Raw genomic sequence first — 18947 nt, forward strand, 5'->3', positions numbered from 1 at the left:
CTTGGAAGTCTGGGTTGTGGTAGGCCTTGCCGGCCTCTTCGCGGGTAAACCCGCTCCCACAGGGACTGCACAGGTTCCAGATGCTGTGCGGTCCCTGTGGGAGCGGGTTTACCCGCGAAGAGGCCGGTACAGGTACACGCAGAATATAGAACCCTACAGGTCGAGAGGATTGTTCTTCACACTTTTTCACACTCGTCCTACAGGTATTAACAGCCACGCAAGGAACGCCTGCCGTAGCATACCGGCGGTCATCATCGGAAGATCCGTATGTCTACTACCCTCCCCCCACGCTTGCGCCCGTTGGCGCTTCTGGCGTTCCTGAGCCTGTCCCTGGCCGGCTGCGACGACAGCGCCGAACAGGAAGAACAGGCCCCCACCCCGCAAGTGCGGGTGGAAACCCTGCAACTGCAGCCACTGGCCATCAGCAGTGAGCTCAGCGGCCGTATCCTCGCGCCGCGCACCGCCGAAGTGCGAGCACGTGTCGCGGGCGTTGTGCTCAAGCGGGTGTATCGCGAAGGCAGCGACGTCAAGCAGGGCGATGTGCTGTTCCTGATCGACCCGGCGCCGTTCAAGGCCGACCACGACAGCGCCCGCGCCACCCTGGCCAAGGCCGAGGCCACCCTGTACCAGGCACGTCTGCAGGAGCAGCGCTACCGCGAACTGGTCGACGACAAGGCCGTCAGCCGCCAGGAATACGACAACGCCAAGGCCAGCTACCTGCAGGCCGATGCCGCAGTGGCCGAGGCCAGGGCCGCCCTGGAACGCGCCCGCCTCAACCTCGGCTACGCCACCGTGACCGCGCCGATTTCCGGCCGTATCGGCCGCGCCCAGGTCACCGAAGGTGCGCTGGTCGGGCAGAACGAGACCACGCCCCTGGCGACCATCCAGCAGCTGGACCCGATCCACGCCGATGTCACCCAGTCGACCCGCGAGCTCAACGCCCTGCGCCGCGCCATGCGCGCCGGCGAGCTGCAGCAGGTGGGCGACGGCCAGGCCCGGGCCACGCTGATCCAGGACGATGGCAGCACCTACCCGTTGCCGGGCAAACTGCTGTTCTCCGACATCAGCGTCGACCCCAGCACCAACCAGATCACCCTGCGCAGCGAGTTCCCCAACCCGGACCTCGACCTGCTGCCCGGCAGCTACGTGCGCGTGCGCCTGGAACAGGCCGTGCAGCCCAGGGGCCTGAGCGTGCCGCAGCGCGCCATCCTGCGCGACAGCGCTGGCGTGCCCAAGGTGCTGGTGGTCGACCCGCAGGCCCGGGTCAGCGACCGCCAGGTAGTACTGGGCAGCGCCCAGGGCGACCGCTGGATCGTCAGCGAAGGCCTGGCCCCCGGCGAGCGGGTGGTGGTGGAAGGCCTGCAACACGTCAAGGCCGGTGACCAGGTGCAGGTCGACAACGCATCAGGGGCATCGCCCATCGCACAGCACACTGGCCAGTGAGGGCCTGATTCATGCCGCAATTCTTCATCGACCGCCCGGTATTCGCCTGGGTGGTCGCCTTGTTCATCCTGCTGGCCGGTGCCCTGGCCATCCCACAACTGCCGGTGGCCCAGTACCCCAACGTGGCCCCGCCGCAGGTGGAAATCTACGCCGTGTATCCGGGCGCTTCGGCGGCGACCATGGACGAGAGCGTGGTCAGCCTGATCGAGCAGGAACTCAACGGCGCCGACAACCTGCTGTACTTCGAGTCGCAGAGCAGCCTGGGCAGCGCCACCATCACCGCCACCTTCGCCCCGGGCACCAACCCGGACCTGGCCCAGGTCGACGTGCAGAACCGCCTGAAGGTGGTCGAGTCGCGCCTGCCGCGCCCGGTAACCCAGCAAGGCCTGCAGGTGGAAAAGGTCTCCACCGGTTTCCTGCTGCTAGCCACCCTCACCTCCGAAGATGGCAAGCTCGACGAAACCGCCCTGTCGGATATCCTTGCGCGCAACGTGATGGACGAAATCCGCCGCCTCAAGGGCGTCGGCAAGGCCCAGCTGTACGGTTCGGAACGCGCCATGCGCATCTGGATCGACCCGCGCAAGCTGATCGGCTTCAACCTCACGCCCAACGACGTGGCCGAGGCCATCGCCGCGCAGAACGCCCAGGTGGCCCCCGGCAGCATTGGTGACCTGCCCACCCGTGGCACCCAGGAAATCACCGCCAACGTGGTGGTCAAGGGCCAGCTGAGCACCCCCGAGGAGTTCGCCGGGATTGTCCTGCGTGCCAACCCGGACGGTTCCACGGTGACCATCGGCGATGTCGCCCGGGTCGAGATCGGTGCCCAGGAATACCAGTACGGCACGCGCCTGAACGGCAAGCCGGCCACCGCCTTCAGCGTGCAGCTGTCGCCGGGCGCCAACGCCATGGAAACCGCCACCCTGGTGCGGGCGAAGATGCAGGACCTGGCGCGCTACTTCCCGGAAGGCGTCAAGTACGACATCCCCTACGACACCTCGCCATTCGTCAAGGTGTCGATCGAGCAGGTCATCAACACCCTGTTCGAAGCCATGCTGCTGGTGTTCGCGGTGATGTTCCTGTTCCTGCAGAACCTGCGCTACACCCTGATCCCGACCCTGGTGGTGCCGGTGGCCCTGATGGGCACCTTCGCCGTAATGCTGGCCATGGGCTTCTCGGTCAACGTGCTGACCCTGTTCGGCATGGTGCTGGCCATCGGCATCCTGGTCGACGATGCCATCGTGGTGGTGGAGAACGTCGAGCGGATCATGGCCGAAGAAGGCCTGCCGCCCAAGGAGGCCACGCGCAAGGCCATGGGCCAGATCAGCGGCGCGATCGTCGGCATTACCCTGGTGCTGGTGGCAGTGTTCCTGCCCATGGCCTTCATGCAAGGCTCGGTGGGGGTGATCTACCAGCAGTTCTCGCTGTCGATGGCAGTGTCGATCCTGTTCTCGGCGTTTCTCGCCCTCAGCCTGACCCCGGCGCTGTGTGCCACCCTGCTCAAGCCGGTGGCCAAGGGCGAGCACCACGAACGCAAGGGCTTCTTCGGCTGGTTCAACCGGCGCTTCGAGGGCATGAGCAACGGTTACCAGCGCTGGGTGGTGCAGGCGCTCAAGCGCAGCGGCCGCTACCTGCTGGTATATGCGTTGCTGCTGGCAGTGCTGGGCTATGGCTTCAGCCAGCTGCCCACGGCGTTCCTGCCCACCGAAGACCAGGGCTACACCATCACCGACATCCAGCTGCCGCCAGGCGCCAGCCGCATGCGCACCGAACAGGTGGCGGCACAGATCGAGGCGCACAACGCCGAAGAGCCCGGCGTGGGTAACACCACCTTGATCCTGGGTTTCAGCTTCTCGGGCAGCGGGCAGAACGCGGCACTGGCCTTCACCACGCTCAAGGACTGGTCCGAGCGCGGTGCCGACGACAGCGCCCAGTCGATCGCCGACCGCGCGACCATGGCCTTTACCCAGCTCAAGGACGCCGTGGCCTATTCCGTGCTGCCACCGCCAATCGACGGCCTTGGCGAGTCGACCGGCTTCGAGTTCCGCCTGCAGGACCGCGGCGGCATGGGCCACGCCGAGCTGATGGCCGCCCGCGACGAGCTGCTGGCAAATGCCGGCAAAAGCAAGGTGCTGACCAACGTGCGCGAAGCCTCGCTGGCGGAAAGCCCGCAGGTACAACTGGAAATCGACCGCCGCCAGGCCAACGCCCTGGGCGTATCGTTTGCCGATATCGGTTCGGTGCTGGACGTGGCCGTGGGTTCCAGCTACGTCAACGACTTCCCCAACCAGGGCCGCATGCAGCGGGTGGTGGTGCAGGCCGAAGGCGACCAGCGCAGCCAGGTCGAAGACCTGCTGAAGATCCACGTGCGCAACGACAGCGGCAAGATGGTGCCACTGGGCGCCTTCGTCCAGGCCAGGTGGGTCAGCGGCCCGGTGCAGCTGACCCGCTACAACGGCTACCCGGCGGTGTCGATTTCCGGCGAACCGGCAGCCGGCTACAGTTCGGGCGAAGCCATGGCCGAAATCGAGCGCCTGGTGGCCCAGCTGCCGGCCGGTGCCGGCCTGGAATGGACTGGCCTGTCGCTGCAGGAGCGGCTGTCCGGCAGCCAGGCACCGATGCTGATGGCGCTGTCGTTGCTGGTGGTGTTCCTGTGCCTGGCAGCGCTGTACGAAAGCTGGTCGATCCCCACCGCAGTACTGCTGGTAGTACCGCTGGGCGTGCTCGGTGCGGTGCTGGCGGTGACGCTGCGCGGCATGCCCAACGACGTGTTCTTCAAGGTCGGCCTGATCACCCTGATCGGCCTGTCGGCGAAGAACGCCATCCTGATCATCGAGTTCGCCAAGAGCCTGGTCGACCAGGGCGTGGATGCCGCTGACGCTGCCGTGCAGGCCGCGCGCCTGCGACTGCGGCCGATCGTGATGACCTCGCTGGCGTTCATCCTGGGCGTGGTGCCGCTGGCCATTGCCAGCGGCGCCAGCTCGGCCAGCCAGAAGGCGATCGGTACCGGGGTGATCGGCGGCATGCTCAGCGCCACCCTGGCCGTGGTGTTCGTGCCGGTGTTCTTCGTGGTGGTGATGCGCCTTGCCGGGCGACGCCAGGCGGGTAATGCCGACACGCAGGCCGTGACCAGCGACAGCTGACTGGACAAGCCCCGCGTGAAATGGGAGGGTTCCCGGCATTGACTGCCCGGAACCCTTTTTCATGCCTGATGCCCTGCCCCCCTGCTCCATCCTCATTCTCGCCGGTGGCCGCGGCCAGCGCATGGGCGGCCGCGACAAGGGCCTGGTTGACTGGCAGGGCGAACCGCTGGTGGCGCATGTGCAGCGCGTGGTACGGCCGCTCAGCGATGACCTGGTGATTTCCTGCAACCGTAACCAGCAAGCCTACCGGGCGTATGCCGACCAGTTGGTGGGCGATGCCGAGGCGGACTACCCCGGGCCGTTGGCGGGGGTGATTGCCGGGCTCAAGGTGGCGCGGCATGAATGGGTGGTGCTGCTGGCCTGTGATGCACCGCTGGTTGACCGGGGGTTGATCGAGGACCTGCTGCACCTGGCGGTGACCAGTGACAGTGCGGCCATGGTGCGCCAGGGTGGGTACTGGCAGCCGATGTTCAGCGTGCTGCCACGCCGGGTGTTGCCGGTGCTGGAGCAGGCCTGGGCGGCGGGCGAGCGGAGTTTGCAGAAGGCCTTGTTGCGTGAAGCGGTGCAGGGGCTGGAATGTGCCGACGATGATCGCAGGTTGAGCAACTTCAACAGCCCGGAGTTGTTGCAAGGCTGAGGTCATCTGCTGCCCTTGAGGCCTGTGCAATACCTGTGGGAGCGGGTTTACCCGCGAAGAGGCCAGTACAGGCAGTAGATGCTCCCCACAGGTTCTCCACTGCCCTTGAGGCCTGTGCAGTACCTGTGGGAGCGGGTTTACCCGCAAAGAGGCCGGTACAAGCGACACCTCACCCGGCAGACAGCTCCTCGACACTGATCTCGCGCATGCGGAACTTCTGCACCTTGCCGGTCACCGTCATCGGGAACTCATCGACAAAGCGGAAGTACCGCGGCACCTTGAAGTGCGCGATCCGCGCCTTCGCCCAATCGCGCAGTTCCTCCGCGCTGGCCGTATGCCCCGGGTGCAGCCGCACCCAGGCCACGATCTCTTCACCGTACTTGCTGCACGGCACACCAATCACCTGCACATCGGCCACCGCCGGGTGGGTGAAGAAGAACTCCTCCAGCTCGCGCGGGTAGATGTTCTCGCCGCCGCGAATGATCATGTCCTTGCTGCGCCCGACAATACGCACATAGCCGTGCTCGTCCATTACCGCCAGGTCGCCGGTGTGCATCCAGCCTTCCTCATCGATGCTTTCGGCCGTGGCCTTGGGGTTGTTCCAATAGCCCAGCATCACGCTGTAACCCCGCGTGCACAATTCGCCGATCTCGCCCCGCGGCAGCGTGTTGCCATCGGCATCGATCACCTTGTTCTCCAGCCGTGGCTGGGTGCGCCCGACGCTGGTCACGCGGCGTTCCAGGTCGTCGCTGGCGCCGGTCTGCAGCGACACCGGGCTGGTTTCCGTCATGCCGTAGGCAATCTGCACCTCGGCCATGTGCATCTCGCCGATAACCCGGCGCATCACTTCGATCGGGCAGGTGGCGCCGGCCATGATCCCGGTGCGCAGGCTGGACAGGTCGAATTCGTCACGCTGCGGGTGGTCCAGTTCGGCAATGAACATGGTCGGCACACCGTACAAGGCAGTGGCCTTTTCTTCCGCCACCGCACGCAGGGTGGCCAATGGGTCGAAGGCGTCGTTGGGGTAGATCAGGGTGCTGCCGTGGGTCATGCAGCCGAGGTTGGCCATGACCATGCCAAAGCAGTGGTACAGCGGCACCGGCACCACCAGCCGGTCATGCTCGGTCAGGCCCAGGCTTTCACCGACCATGTAGCCGTTGTTGAGGATGTTGCTGTGGCTGAGGGTGGCGCCTTTCGGGAAACCGGTGGTGCCCGAGGTGTACTGGATATTGATCGGGTCGTCGCAGCGCAGCTGCGCCTGGCGCTCGGCAAGGGCTTCGCGGCTGACGGCCGCGGCACGGGCCTGCAGGTCGTGCCAGGCGAGAAAGCCCGCCGGTGGCGCGACGGCCAGGCTGACCACACCGCGCAGTTCGGGGAAGCGTTCGCAGATCAGGGCGCCCGGCTGGCTGCTGGCCAGGCCCGGAACCAGGCCCAGCAACATGGCGTGGTAGTCGGATGTCTTGAACGCGTCGGCGCAGACCACCCAGCGGCAGCCGGACTGGCCGAGGGCGTAGTCCAGTTCGCTGGAGCGGTAGGCCGGGTTGATGTTGACCAGGATCGCGCCCACCTTGGCGCTGGCGAACTGGGTGATGCACCACTCTGCGCAGTTGGGTGCCCAGATGCCGAGGCGGTCACCGGGCTGCACGCCCAGGGCCATCAGCGCACGGGCGTGCTGGTCGACGGCTTCGGCCAGTTGCTGCCAGGTGTAGCGCAGTGCCTGGTGGCGGACGACCAGCGCGTCACGGTCGGGGAAGCGGGCGACGGTGGTGTCGAAGGCGTCGCCGATGCACTGGGTAAGCAGGGGTTTGTCCTGGTTGCCCTGGGAGTAGCTTGGCTGGGGCATGGGCGGTCTCTTGTTGTTCTTGTGTTGATTGAGCGGGCCTCTTCGCAGCACAAGGCTGCTCCTACAGTGGAGTGCAGTAGCCTGTAGGAGCAGCCTTGTGCTGCGAAGAGGCCAGTGAAGCCATCCTGGAGCTAACGGATGAACACCTGCGGCGTGGTGGTGGACATGTCCCCACCCGGCAACTTGATGTTCTTCACTTTCTCCAGCGTATCCGGGTTGAACACCGCCAGGTCGTTGAAGGTACCGCCCAGATACAACTTGTCGCCTTTCTTGTCGAAGGCCACGCAGTAGTAAGTGTGGTCCAGATTCGCCGCCTTGATCAGCTTGCGCTGTTTGAGGTCGTACTTGGCCAGGCGGTTGAGCACGCCGTAGATCTGGTTCGGGTCTTTCGGCGAACGCAGCCCGGTGAAGTACAGCTCGGTCAGGTCGGCAAATTCCTGGGTGTGGGTCTTGCCGGTCTTCAGGTCGACGCTCAGGTAGCCATACAGCAGATCGGCGGTGGCCGGGTCCTGCTTGTCATCCTTGAACCTGGCAATGGTGTACAGCATCGAGAACTCGTGGCGCGGGCTCTGGTGCGGCCAGAAGTACAGCACGTCCGGGGCGCTGTAGCCTTTGCGGTTCCAGTTGCGCAGCGGCAAGGCCACCGTGTACTTGCCGGTCTTCACGTCCATCTTGTAGATGTCCGGCCCGGCGACGTACAGGCTGCCATCGTCCGCCGCTCGCATCAGGTACACCTGGCGCGGCATCGGGAAGGTGCGCACCGGCTTGGCCTCCAGGCCATCGGCGGTGCTGAACACCTCCAGCCGCGGTGGCTTGACCACGTAGTGGTCGTTCAGGCGCTGGGTCGGGTTGACCGTGGCGTACACTTCCTTGCCGTCCGGGCTGATGGCGAACGAGTACATCGACCGGCCCACCTCACCCGGCACACTGGACAGGTTGGCGTGGAAGGTGTTCTTGCAGGAGTCCAGGTCGATGCCGTAGATGTCGCCGTAGTGGTTGTTGAGCACGTAGGCGGTGCGGTTGTCCGGCGCCATCATCGCGGTGCCGGGGCCGAACTTGTCGGGCATCACGCAGCTCTTGTACACCGTGTCACTGGCCACATCGACCACGTGCAGGTTGTTCGGGTAGTTGGTCACGATCATGTATTCGTGGCCAGCCTTCAACGCCGGCCCGGTGTCGGCGGCCTGTACCAGCCCGGCACAGGCCGTGGCGGCGATGGTGAGCGCGAGTGACGCGCAGCGTCCAGCTTTCATGCGGTTTCCCCTTGTCATTCTTGTTGGGCCGGTCACTTGTCTTTCGGGAACACGGTGCCGAGGTTGCGCCAGTCTTCCGCCGAGTTGCTCGCCTGGGCGTTCCAGTCCTGGTAGGTGCTCATCATGTCCGGCACCTGGGCCGGCCACCAGCAAGGGTCGGAGCAGCCATACAGGTCGGCCTCCATCGGCTGGCACAGCGAGCTCACGCCACCAAAGGCGTCCACTTCCCAGCCCGGGTCGGTGGTGGCGGTGCAGCCCGCCACTGCGCTCATGGCCATGACTTCTTCGACGCGATCTTCGGCGGCGGCCTGCTCGAGGATGCGCGCCTTGTTGTTCAGGGGCTTCAAGTGCTTCATGTCAGTGCGCCTTCCGCGGGGTAATGTAGCGATCGATGAAGGCCGGGTTGGCGGCCATGATGCGGCTGTAGACTTCGATGCCGAAGTCGACCCAGTCGCGCATCAGTTCGCAATAGTGGTAGGTCGGGTGCTGCGGGTCGCCATAGCGGGCATAGCTTTCGTGGTAGCAGCCGCCGGAGCACAGGTTGCGGATGCGGCAGCTGTCGCAGCCGGTGTTGCTGCGGTCCAGGCGCTGCGACAGGAAGTCGTTGAGCTGCGCCTGCTTCACGCCCTGGTGCACATTGCCGAAGGTCGGCAGGCTGGAGCCGGTGAAGCGGTGGCACAGGTTCAGCTCGCCCTCATGGTCCACGGCCAGCATCTTCAGCCCGGCGCCGCACGGCAGGGCCTTCTTGTGGCCCTCGTGGATGTCGGTGATCAGCTGGTGCAGGTTGGAGAAACCGATGTTGCGGTGCTCCAGCGCAGCCTCCAGGTAGCGCCGGCCCAGCGCCTTCATGTTGGCGAACACCTGCACCAGCTCTTCGCCGGTCAGGTTGAAGTTGGCCATGTCGCCGGAGGTGACCGGGGCAAAGCCGACTTCAGCGAAGCCCAGTTCGTTGAACAGGTGGTTCCAGATGGTCTCGACATCGGTGATGCCACGGGTCAGCGTGACCCGCGCGCCCACCGGGCGGCTGTGGTAGCGCGACAGCAGCATGTCGACCTTGCGCCGCACCACGTCATAGGTGCCCTGCCCGCCCACGGTGATGCGGTTGCGGTCGTGCACGGTCTTGGGGCCGTCGATGCTGATCGACAGGCCGAAGCGATGGGCATTGAGCCAGTCGACGATCTCTTCGTTGAGCAAGGTGGCATTGGTGGTCATGATGAATTCCACCTGCTTGCCCGCCTCGGCGAAGCGCCGCTCGCAGTAGGCGACCATGTGCTCGATCAGTGGCCGGTTGGACAGCGGCTCGCCACCAAAGAACACCACGCTGTAGCGCTGCTCGTCGGGCGACTCCTTGAGCAGCATCTCCACCGAAGCCTCGGCGGTGGCGGTACTCATCTTCTTGCCCGCGGACGGTTTGTCCAGGTCTTCCTTGTAGCAGTAGGTGCAGCTGAGGTTGCAGCCGGTGTTGACGTTGAGCACCACGGTGTTCAGCGCCGTGCGCTCGACCTGCTTGAGGGCGATTTCCGGGGTCAGCGGCGAGCCGTCGCTGACCAGTTCCAGCGCGATCAGCTCGCGCAGGGTGTCCTGGATATCGCTGCCGGCAAACCGCTGGCCAAGGCGCTGCATCAGCTCCTCGGCCGAGCAGCCTTGCTGGCGCAGGGTGTCGATGATGCCGCCGGTCACCCCGTCGGCGGTGAACAGCGAACTGCTGGGGATATGGAACAGCATGCGGTCGGCGTCGACCTGCACTTCATGCAGGTTGCGTTCGACCAGGTTCAGTAGCGCGCCCATGGCGACCTCCCGATAATCGATCCGTTGGAAAACCGTAAGCCCCCTGCCGTTACGGCAGCGGCGGGTTGTTCCAGCGCTGTACGGTGACGATCATGTGCCCCTCGCCAGTCTGGCCACCGTCGGCCAGGGTGGCGATGACCTTCAGGTTGCCGGCGTTGTTGGTCATCATCTTGCGCTCCGGGTTGGGGCCGGCACCGCCTGGCACGAACACGCCATCGGCCTGCATCTTCCCGGCGAACTTGACGTCTTCGTCCTCGACCGCACGCTCGTTGAAGGGCTCGACTTTCCAGCTGGCCGGCAGGTAGCCGATGCGCAGCGGCTGGCCATTGGCGTCCTTGCCCCAGGCTTCGGCCTCGAAGCGGCCCTGCACCTTGGGCACCGAGGCACCGTTTTTGCCGATGCGGGCGATGGAGAACGCCGGCACCACTTTCACTTCCTCGACTTTGTCGTACACCGCCAGGTTGACGCCCTTGAGCGCCCCTACGGCGACTTCGCGCTGGCCAGGCTTGGCATCGGCCGCGGCGCGGGCCTTCACCCGTACCAGGGTCGGGGTCTGCTCCAGCACCTCGGTCACTTCCACGCCAGCGCCCAGGTCCGGTTTGCCGGCCAGGCCGCTGCCGACCAGGGTGATCTCGCTTTCGCCACCGGCCTTGATGAATGCCGGTTGTACCGCCAGCAGGCGCGCCTTGCCCTCCTTCACTGCGGTGAAGTCCAGGCCACGCTCGTCGTGCTCGGCCTCGAACATGCGGCCCTTCATTTCGCCATCCAGCGCGGCGAACACCTGGCGCAGGTTGGCGTCGCCGACCTTGACGTTGCCACGCCATTCATAGCCGTTGTAGAGGATCGCCGAACCGCTGCCATTGAACGGCGTGCCGTCGGCATAAGCGCCCTTGACCTCGACCTTGAAGGTGTCACCCTGGTCAGGCGTGACGCTCATCACCCCGCGTACATCGCCCTTGGCCAGCATGTGGCCGCTGAATGCCCACTGGCCCGGCAGCGCATCGGCCTTGGGCCTGGCTTTCTGCCATTCGGCCCACGCCGCGCTTTCCAGCGGGTAGCGCTTGGCCAGGTCCGGCACCACTTGTTGCAGGGCGATCGGCAGCCAGTCGCGGTCACGCGCCTGGGCCTGGTATTCGAGGGACGGCCACTGGCCGAGATGGAAGTTGACCAGGTGCTCCCACTCCTTGGCCGGGCGCCGCTGCAAGGCGACACGGGCACCGGAGTGGCAACGGCCACAGGTTTCGCTGAGCTGGGTGTCGAACTGCTCGACAGTGTTCAGCCGGCGCTCCATGGCATACCGCACGCCATCGGTTTCGCTGGGCGCCAGGCCCTGCTTGTCGGCCAGGTACTTGACCAGGGTGCGGCGGTCGTCGTCGCTTATCTGCAGACCGTGCATCACCTGCATGCGGGCGATGCTCATCAGCCAGCCTTCCGGCGTCTTGCGCTGGTGGCTGATGCGGCTGTAGGTGTCGTTGCCTTCGGGGATATGGCACCCCATGCACTTGTTCTGCAACAGGCTCGGGCCCTGCTCGGCCGCCATGGCCTGGGTGCTCAGCAGCGCGGCGGCGACCAGCGCCAGTTTGCCCGCATGCCGCCGGAGTCGAGTCGTCTTCAAGGTCAGACCTCCACGGTTGTTGTTCTTATCGTTTTCGCACGCTTTGGTACAGCAGGTGTGCATGTGACGGTTGTGATACAGGAACTGTGCCAGGTGCTGTAAAAGCGTTTTCTTTCAACCTGTTAGCCGGTTTTTCGGCCTTGGCCAGCAGCAGGTATGGCCAATTGCAGCGTGCCATTTCGCGACAGGGTGTTTCATCCTGAGACAGGGGCCTGCCCGCTCCCACACGCCGGGGCCAGCGCTGTACCGGTGGGAGCGGGCGTGCCCGCGAAGAGGCCGGAACAGCCACTGTTTCACCACCGTCTCACACCGTCTCAATGTGCAACAGCGCAACCCTGCAATCCCAACCTTGCAGCAGGACAAAACCCAACCCGTTCAACGGTTTGCAGCCATCTACCGACCTTGGCACGCCCATTGCGCCTATGCCTGTCACATCCAATGACAAGAGGCATCGTCCCATGCTTTCCGAACTGCCCATCCTGCCCGCCACCCGCGCCTTTCTCGAACGCAAGCTGAAGATGCGCATCGGCGCCGACTGGCAGGACGCCGCCAGCGGTCGCACCCTGTCGTTCCGCAACCCGGCCACTGGCGAGGTACTGGGTGAAGTGCCCGCCGCCGAGGCCGAAGATGTCGACCGCGCCGTGCGCGCCGCTCGCCAGGCCTTCGACGATTCGCCGTGGAGCCGCCTGCGCCCACGCGAACGGCAGAACCTGCTGTGGCGCCTGGCCGACCTGATGGAGCGCGACGCCCGCCAGCTGGCCGAACTGGAATGCCTGAACAACGGCAAGAGCGCCGCCGTTGCCCAGGTGATGGACGTGCAACTGGCCATCGACTTCCTGCGCTACATGGCCGGCTGGGCCACCAAGATCGAGGGTAGCACCGTCGAAGCCTCGATGCCGTTGATGCCCAACGACCAGTTCCATGGTTTCGTGCGGCGCGAGGCAGTGGGCGTGGTCGGCGCCATCGTCGCCTGGAACTTCCCGTTGCTGCTGGCCTGCTGGAAGCTCGGCCCGGCCCTGGCTACCGGTTGCACCGTCGTGCTCAAGCCCGCGGACGAAACACCGCTGAGCGTGCTCAAGCTGGCTGAACTGGTGGACGAAGCCGGCTACCCGGCGGGCGTGTTCAACGTGGTCACCGGCACCGGCCTGAGCGCCGGCGCCGCACTCAGCCGCCACCCCGGCGTGGACAAGCTGACCTTTACCGGCTCCACCGAGGTCGGCAAGCTGATCGGCAAGGCAGCCATGGACAACATGACCCGCGTCACCCTGGAACTCGGCGGCAAGTCGCCGACCATCGTCATGCCCGACGCCAACCTGCAGGAAGCCGCCGCCGGCGCCGCCACGGCGATCTTCTTCAACCAGGGCCAGGTGTGCTGCGCCGGGTCCCGCCTGTACGTGCACCGCAAGCACTTCGACAACGTGGTGGCCGACATTGCCGGCATCGCCAACGGCATGAAGCTGGGCAGCGGCCTGGACCCTGCGGTGCAGATGGGCCCGCTGATCTCGGCCAAGCAGCAGGACCGCGTCACCGGCTACATCGAGCTTGGCCGCGAGCTGGGCGCGACCATCGCCTGTGGTGGCGAAGGCTTCGGGCCTGGCTACTTCGTCAAGCCGACAGTTATCGTCGATGTCGACCAGCGCCACCGCCTGGTACAGGAAGAGATCTTCGGGCCGGTGCTGGTGGCGATGCCGTTCGATGACATCGACGAAGTGATCGGCATGGCCAACGACAACCCCTATGGCCTGGGTGCGAGCATCTGGTCCAACGACCTGGCCGCCGTGCACCGGATGATCCCACGCATCAAGTCGGGGTCGGTGTGGGTCAACTGCCACAGCGCCCTCGACCCTGCCTTGCCGTTTGGCGGCTACAAGATGTCCGGCGTCGGCCGTGAGATGGGGGCGGCTGCCATCGAGCACTACACCGAGCTGAAATCGGTGTTGATCAAGCTCTGATCATTTTCCTGTACCGGCCTCTTCGCAGCACAAGGCTGCTCCTACAAAGGTAGCGCGGTCCTTGTAGGAGCAGCCTTGTGCTGCGAAGACGCCGGCACAGGCAACCCGAAAACAACAACAAAAACATGGAGCACACCATGAGGCACAAACTCGCCTGCACATTGGCCCTGCTGTTCGCCGCCCCCATCACCCAGGCCTACGAGCTGTACAACCACGACGGCACCACCCTCAACGCCGACCTCGAAGCCCTGTTCGGCGCCTTCCACAGCGACGAAAGCTTCAACCTGGCCGGCAACCGCAAGCCCGGCAGCACCGCCTGGCAGGAAGGCTACGTCAAGTATGGCCTCAGCGGCAGCCAGGCCCTGGCCGACAGCGGTGCGCTCTACGGCGCCTTCAACCTGCTCAGTTCCGCCACCTGGGGCGACGGCGATGCCGCCGGCCTGACCCTGGGTGACGAGCGCCGCACCGCCATCGAAGACCTGTACCTGGGCTGGCGCTCGGCCAACCTGTTCCCGGCCCTGGGCGAAGACGGCGTGGACATTTCCGGCGGCCGCCAGGTGGTGACCCTGGGCGACGGCTTCCTGATCCAGGGCGACCCGGTGAACCTGGGCAAGGTCGACCTGGGCGCCAACTTCGACCGCGGCGGCGCCTACTACCTGGCCGCACGCAAGGCCTTCGACCGCACCGCCGTGCTGCGCCTTGGTGGCAATCAAGGCTGGCGCAGCGACCTGATGTGGCTGAAGTCCGACAACCACTACCAGGCCGACACCTCGCTGGCGGTGGCCAACCTGGAGCACGTCGCCGACGCCGGCACCGTCGGCCTGAGCTGGATCCGCGGCCTCGACGTGGACCAGCGCTACGCGCAGATCATGGGCCTGGAACACCGCGACGGCATGGACACCGCCAGCCTGCGCGGGCGTGGCAACCTGGGGGTGAAAGACCTGGAGCTGGCCGCCGAGTACGTGACCCAGGACAAAACCGGCGGGCGGGAGAACGCCTGGTACCTGGAAGGCAACTGGACCTTTTCCGAACTGCCCTGGTCCCCCACCGCCACCTACCGCTACAGCCGCTTTTCCGAAGACTTCGACCCGCTGTTCTATGGCCTGAGCCGTGGCTATGGCACCTGGTTCCAGGGTGAGGTGGCGGCGAACTATGCCGGGCCGTTCAACAGCAACAGCCAGGTGCACCACGTGGCACTGAAGGGCAAGCCACGGGACAACCTGACCGTCGGCGCGCTGTACTTCGACTTCGATACGCTGGACACCGACCAAGGCAACCTGGGCGGACGGGAGCTGGACCTGTACGTGGAATGGATGGTCAACGACCACCTGCTGATCAGCCCGCTGGTAGGGTTCTACAAGCCGGAACGCAGCGCGGCCAATGGCGGGACGCAGCTGGGTGGGCGGGATACCGGGACCTATATGCAGCTGATCGTCGGGACTTTCTTCTGATTCGAAATCCTGGGGCTGCTGCGCAGCCCATCGCGACACAAGGCCGCTCCTACAGGTACAGCGCAAGCATCATGGGCATCACCGAACCTGTAGGAGCGGCCTCGTGTCGCGAAAGGGCCGCAAAGCGGCCCCGGCAATCTCAAACCAAGCCCTGCTCCAACAACCACCGCCGCACCATCCTCTGCTGCTCCCCTGGCAGGCCTGACAACACTGCCTCGATAGGTCGGCCGCTACGCAGCCCGCGCACCACCGGCGCCAACTCCATCCCATGCAAATGCCACACCCCCAACGGCTGATCCGCCGTCACCACCACCTCGGCCTCATCCACCAGCCCGTCACGCAACACCGGCCGCCGCTCGACCCTCACCGCGCTCCAGTCCGCCGCCACGTGCAATGCCTGCATGTCCGGCCACCCCTGCCGCCGCGCCCAGAACGGCTGCCCCACCCGACCCTGTTCTTGCCCATAGAAATCCCGCCCGATCCGGGCAAAACGCAAAAACAGCTGTTCGATCCGCTGCTGATGAAACTGCCGCGCCAACCCGGCCCGCTCGGGCCTGCGCAGCAAGGTATTGATCACCACCGGTGCCTGCAGCGCCGAAGACAACGACTGGAAGATCCCGTTACCCGATAGCGGGTCAACGGCCATCGCAGCATCGCCCACGCGTATCCAGTCCTGCCCGACGCACTCACCGGCCAGAATCGCGGTACTGCTGCGCGCATGCACCTCTGCCGGCGCCAAGGCCCTGGCATCGAACAGCTCGGCCACCAGCACGCTGCCAGCTCGCCGCGCCGCACAGTAATCCGCCAAGCCGGCCTTGCCCGGCAGCCCGGCGGCGTCCAGGGTGACTTGCCAGTAGCAGCGGCCGTCTTCCAGGCGCGCCATCCACGCCCAGCCATCTGCCAGGCTCTCCACCGCCGACGCTGGCGCCCCGGGGGCGGCCTGCCAGACATTCAGCAAGCTGACCGTCTCCGGCCCGCGCAGGCGGTCGGCGGCCAACGGGGCCTGGCGGCCTCGGGCTTCGACCAGGAAATCGGCCTGCAGTACCTGCCCGTCGTCCAGGCGAATACCATGAACGACTTGGCGAACCACCTCACGCACCCGCCCCTCGACCACGCTCACACCCGCACGCTGAAGGTCGTCGCGCAGCGCCCGGTCAAACCTTTGCCGGTCGAGTAGAAACTCCTGGTTCAGTTGCAGCTGCTGGCCGTTCCAGTGCACTTGCCGAGTCGCCGGCATCGCCGCCTGGCGCAACGCCCCGCCAAGGCCGGCGTGGCGCAGCCCGTCCAGCACCCGCTGCGAAACCCCTTCGACCGCCGCGAACCGGCGCCACTCCGACACGACCGTCACCGCATAACCCAGCCGCCGCAGGCCAATGGCCGTGGCCGCACCCGCAGGGCCTGCCCCCAACACTACAATGCGCGGTTCAGCCATGGCCGACACCTCGTCGCTCTGGGCCGGTAAACGCCGCGTGGTGGCGCAACCAGTCATGAACCTGCTGCTGGCCCATGCCCGGCTCGTCACGCAGCAACGCAGCGATCCTGCCACTCAGGGCCGCGCAGCCCAGGCTCGCGCCTGCCCTGCCGCCCGCCCCCACATAACCGCCAAAGTCCGCCTGCCGGGTACCAAGCCAGGACCACTGGCCAGGCGCACAGCGGGCGTCGCCTGTGACCCGTATCACCCCGGGGTAGCTGGCCGGATACACTGGCCCGCCCTGGGCCGGGCTGGAGGCGCACAACAGCACACCCGCGGCCAAAGCCTCGGCGCAGGCCTGGTGCAGCACAGGCCGGTCCTGCTGCAGGCCAAGGCTGAGGTTGACCAGCGTAACCCCCGCCTCCACCAGCCACAGCAGCGCGGCCGCCACCTGCAAGGCACTGGTGCTGGCCTGGGCGCCGAAAACCTGGGCCAGCAGCACGGGCACCGGCCCGGCCTCCCGCTGCAAGCCGGCGAGCACCGCGCTACCATGCCCAAGCTGGTCGGGCAGCATGTCACCTTCGCGCAACTGGCCGTCCTCCAGCCAGAAGCGGCGCGCGCCCAGCAAGGCGCTGGCCTGCTCCGGCGTGCAACCACTGTCGATCACGCCAACACGCACGTCAGTGCCCATGCCTGATCACCTCCTCGGGCAGCACCTGCAACTGGCCAGCGTGCAACTGCAGGTGCAGGTCGGCATCGGCCAGGGTCGAAGCGCGATGGCTGATCAGGATGCGCGTGCGGCCGGCGAACAGCTGGTCGATGGCCGCGATCACTTCGCGCTCGGTGGCTTCGTCCACCGCCGAGGTGGCCTCGTCCAGCACCAGGATCGCCGGCGCCTGCAGCACCGCGCGGGCGATGGCAATGCGTTGTTTCTGCCCGCCGGACAACTGCTGGCCACGCTCACCCAGCAGGCCGTCCAGGCCCAGCGGCAGGCTGTCGACCAGGCTGTCCAGCCGCGCCAGGCGCACCACCCGCTCCAGTTCCTCACGGCTGGCCTCGGGCACGCCATAGGCCAGGTTCTGTGCCAGGGTGCCGCGGAACAGCACGATATCCTGGCTGACCACCGCAATGCGCCGGCGCAGCGCAGCCAGGTCCAGTTCGCGCAGGTCGGTGCCGTCCAGCAGGATGCGCCCGGCGTCCGGGTCGTAGAAGCGCTGCAGCAGGTCGATCAAGGTCGACTTGCCCACCCCCGAGGCACCGCTGATGGCCACCTTCAGGCCACCCGCCACGCACACCTGCACGTCGTTCAGCACCGCGCCCTGGCGCCCTTCATGAGCAAAGCTCACCCCCTCGAGGCGCAATTCGCCCGGCCCGTCGGGCACCGGCTGCGGGTTGGCCGCCGGGCGCACGGCCACGGCCTCCTGCTTCAGTTCCATCACCCGCCCCAGGCTCACCGCCATGCGCTGCACCGCCACGTACAGGCCCAGCAGGCTCTGCACCGGCCCTACCGCCATGCCCATGTAGGTGGAAAAGGCGATCAGCGCACCTAGTTGCCAAGTGCCCTGGATTACCCACCAACCGCCGACCAGGAACGCGCAGGCGCGGCACCAGGAGGTCAGCGTGCCGGGGATGGCCTGGGTGAAGAATTCGGTCACCTGCACCTTGAGCAGCTGGCGCATGTAGCCCTGGCCCAGCTGGTCCAGGCGCCCCGCCTCGCGGCCTTGCTGGCCGGCGGCCTGGATGAACTTCATCGCCGGCAGGGTTTCGACCAGGAATGACGACACATCTGCCGAGCGTTCGCGCAGGTTGCGTACTTCGCGCTCCACCTTGCGCCGCATCCAGCGCAGCCACAGCACTTCGATCGGTACCAGCAGCGCCAGCAGCAGCGACAGTTGCCACGAAAGCATCAGCATCAACACCACCGCGCCCACCAGGCCGATCACCGCCGACACCGCCGAAAACAGCGAATCCACGGCAAAGCGCTGGATTTCCGCCACATCGCCATCCAGCCGCGAAAGGATGTCGCCGATGCGCCGCCGCCCGTAGAACGTCGGCGACAGCTGCTGCAGGTGGCGGTAAAGGTCGTCGCGCAGGGCAAACAGGATGCGCCCCGACAAGCGCGTGTGCAGGTAGCGGTTGACCCCGGCTAGCACGGTACCCAGCAGGCCCGCGCCGATCATGATCGCGGCCATGTGCCAGAGGGTCTGGTAGTCCTTGGCCAGCAGCCCCTCGTCGATCAGCGTCTTGACCAGCCAGGGTTGCGCCAGCGCCAGCAACGAGGCGCCCAGCGACAAACCGAGCAACAGGCCGATGGCGCGTCGATGGGGGCGCACGAAACCATACAGCCAGGCCAACGCCTGGCGCATGAGTAAAGGGTCGCTGGACTCCACCAGCCGGGCGAACAGGCCGCCCAC

At 66.1% G+C, this 18947-nt stretch carries 13 protein-coding genes; 5 read left to right on the top strand and 8 right to left on the bottom strand.

Features of this window, described 5'->3' with window-relative positions; all coding sequences use genetic code 11:
- The first annotated feature begins 267 nt into the window (after positions 1-267).
- The 3 genes from WM94_RS27340 (at position 268) to mobA (ending at position 5220) form a co-directional block, all read left to right on the top strand.
- Complete coding sequence (locus WM94_RS27340) at positions 268-1443, top strand: efflux RND transporter periplasmic adaptor subunit (RefSeq protein ID WP_061552589.1); 1176 nt, start codon at positions 268-270, stop codon at positions 1441-1443.
- A gap of 11 nt (positions 1444-1454) precedes the next feature.
- Positions 1455-4583 (top strand): efflux RND transporter permease subunit, encoded by a 3129-nt coding sequence (locus tag WM94_RS27345; RefSeq protein WP_015270564.1) that lies wholly within the window; start codon positions 1455-1457, stop codon positions 4581-4583.
- 61 nt (positions 4584-4644) lie between these two features.
- Positions 4645-5220: a molybdenum cofactor guanylyltransferase MobA gene (gene mobA / locus WM94_RS27350; RefSeq protein ID WP_061552590.1), complete on the top strand. Its 576-nt coding sequence runs from the start codon at positions 4645-4647 to the stop codon at positions 5218-5220.
- Between the two features lie 169 nt (positions 5221-5389).
- On the opposite strand, the gene WM94_RS27355 is transcribed toward mobA, so the two are convergent.
- From WM94_RS27355 to peaA, 5 genes are all read right to left on the bottom strand, one after another.
- The gene (locus tag WM94_RS27355; protein ID WP_061552591.1) at positions 5390-7063 is read right to left on the bottom strand and encodes a fatty acid CoA ligase family protein; all 1674 of its coding nucleotides are present in this window, start codon (positions 7061-7063) and stop codon (positions 5390-5392) included.
- A gap of 131 nt (positions 7064-7194) precedes the next feature.
- Positions 7195-8316 (bottom strand): quinohemoprotein amine dehydrogenase subunit beta, encoded by a 1122-nt coding sequence (peaD, locus tag WM94_RS27360; protein WP_061552592.1) that lies wholly within the window; start codon positions 8314-8316, stop codon positions 7195-7197.
- A 32-nt stretch (positions 8317-8348) separates the two neighbouring features.
- Positions 8349-8672 (bottom strand): quinohemoprotein amine dehydrogenase subunit gamma, encoded by a 324-nt coding sequence (gene qhpC / locus WM94_RS27365; protein ID WP_004375838.1) that lies wholly within the window; start codon positions 8670-8672, stop codon positions 8349-8351.
- Between the two features lies 1 nt (position 8673).
- Positions 8674-10104 carry a quinohemoprotein amine dehydrogenase maturation protein gene (gene peaB / locus WM94_RS27370; protein WP_061552593.1) on the bottom strand — a complete coding sequence of 477 codons (1431 nt, stop codon included), beginning with the start codon at positions 10102-10104 and terminating at the stop codon, positions 8674-8676.
- A gap of 49 nt (positions 10105-10153) precedes the next feature.
- Complete coding sequence (gene peaA / locus WM94_RS27375; RefSeq protein ID WP_061552624.1) at positions 10154-11719, bottom strand: quinohemoprotein amine dehydrogenase subunit alpha; 1566 nt, start codon at positions 11717-11719, stop codon at positions 10154-10156.
- 458 nt (positions 11720-12177) lie between these two features.
- On the opposite strand from peaA, the gene WM94_RS27380 reads away from it, so the two are divergent.
- Together WM94_RS27380 and WM94_RS27385 are read left to right on the top strand one after the other, a co-directional pair.
- A complete protein-coding gene (locus WM94_RS27380) occupies positions 12178-13671 on the top strand; it encodes an aldehyde dehydrogenase (RefSeq protein ID WP_061552594.1) in 1494 nt (497 codons plus the stop codon).
- 137 nt (positions 13672-13808) lie between these two features.
- The gene (locus WM94_RS27385) at positions 13809-15122 is read left to right on the top strand and encodes a hypothetical protein (RefSeq protein WP_061552595.1); all 1314 of its coding nucleotides are present in this window, start codon (positions 13809-13811) and stop codon (positions 15120-15122) included.
- Between the two features lie 139 nt (positions 15123-15261).
- Here WM94_RS27385 and WM94_RS27390 read toward each other — a convergent pair whose 3' ends face one another.
- The 3 genes from WM94_RS27390 to WM94_RS27400 are packed head-to-tail and all read right to left on the bottom strand — an operon-like array spanning position 15262 to position 18947.
- Positions 15262-16554: an NAD(P)/FAD-dependent oxidoreductase gene (locus tag WM94_RS27390; RefSeq protein WP_061552596.1), complete on the bottom strand. Its 1293-nt coding sequence runs from the start codon at positions 16552-16554 to the stop codon at positions 15262-15264.
- Complete coding sequence (locus WM94_RS27395) at positions 16547-17224, bottom strand: hypothetical protein (protein WP_061552597.1); 678 nt, start codon at positions 17222-17224, stop codon at positions 16547-16549. The genes WM94_RS27390 and WM94_RS27395 overlap by 8 nt, the downstream gene beginning before the upstream one ends.
- Positions 17214-18947 carry an ABC transporter ATP-binding protein gene (locus WM94_RS27400; RefSeq protein WP_061552598.1) on the bottom strand — a complete coding sequence of 578 codons (1734 nt, stop codon included), beginning with the start codon at positions 18945-18947 and terminating at the stop codon, positions 17214-17216. The genes WM94_RS27395 and WM94_RS27400 overlap by 11 nt, the downstream gene beginning before the upstream one ends.

The sequence above is a fragment of the Pseudomonas sp. ABFPK genome (assembly GCF_001586765.1).
Classification (GTDB): domain Bacteria; phylum Pseudomonadota; class Gammaproteobacteria; order Pseudomonadales; family Pseudomonadaceae; genus Aquipseudomonas; species Aquipseudomonas asiatica.

What these genes read in the sequence shown, in the direction of transcription:
- WM94_RS27340 (WP_061552589.1), top strand. Translation starts at nt 268, where the DNA reads ATGTCTACTACCCTCCCCCCACGCTTGCGCCCGTTGGCGCTTCTGGCG.
- WM94_RS27345 (WP_015270564.1), top strand. Translation starts at nt 1,455, where the DNA reads ATGCCGCAATTCTTCATCGACCGCCCGGTATTCGCCTGGGTGGTCGCC.
- mobA (WP_061552590.1), top strand. Translation starts at nt 4,645, where the DNA reads ATGCCTGATGCCCTGCCCCCCTGCTCCATCCTCATTCTCGCCGGTGGC.
- WM94_RS27355 (WP_061552591.1), bottom strand. Translation starts at nt 7,063, where the DNA reads ATGCCCCAGCCAAGCTACTCCCAGGGCAACCAGGACAAACCCCTGCTT.
- peaD (WP_061552592.1), bottom strand. Translation starts at nt 8,316, where the DNA reads ATGAAAGCTGGACGCTGCGCGTCACTCGCGCTCACCATCGCCGCCACG.
- qhpC (WP_004375838.1), bottom strand. Translation starts at nt 8,672, where the DNA reads ATGAAGCACTTGAAGCCCCTGAACAACAAGGCGCGCATCCTCGAGCAG.
- peaB (WP_061552593.1), bottom strand. Translation starts at nt 10,104, where the DNA reads ATGGGCGCGCTACTGAACCTGGTCGAACGCAACCTGCATGAAGTGCAG.
- WM94_RS27380 (WP_061552594.1), top strand. Translation starts at nt 12,178, where the DNA reads ATGCTTTCCGAACTGCCCATCCTGCCCGCCACCCGCGCCTTTCTCGAA.
- WM94_RS27385 (WP_061552595.1), top strand. Translation starts at nt 13,809, where the DNA reads ATGAGGCACAAACTCGCCTGCACATTGGCCCTGCTGTTCGCCGCCCCC.
- WM94_RS27390 (WP_061552596.1), bottom strand. Translation starts at nt 16,554, where the DNA reads ATGGCTGAACCGCGCATTGTAGTGTTGGGGGCAGGCCCTGCGGGTGCG.
- WM94_RS27395 (WP_061552597.1), bottom strand. Translation starts at nt 17,224, where the DNA reads ATGGGCACTGACGTGCGTGTTGGCGTGATCGACAGTGGTTGCACGCCG.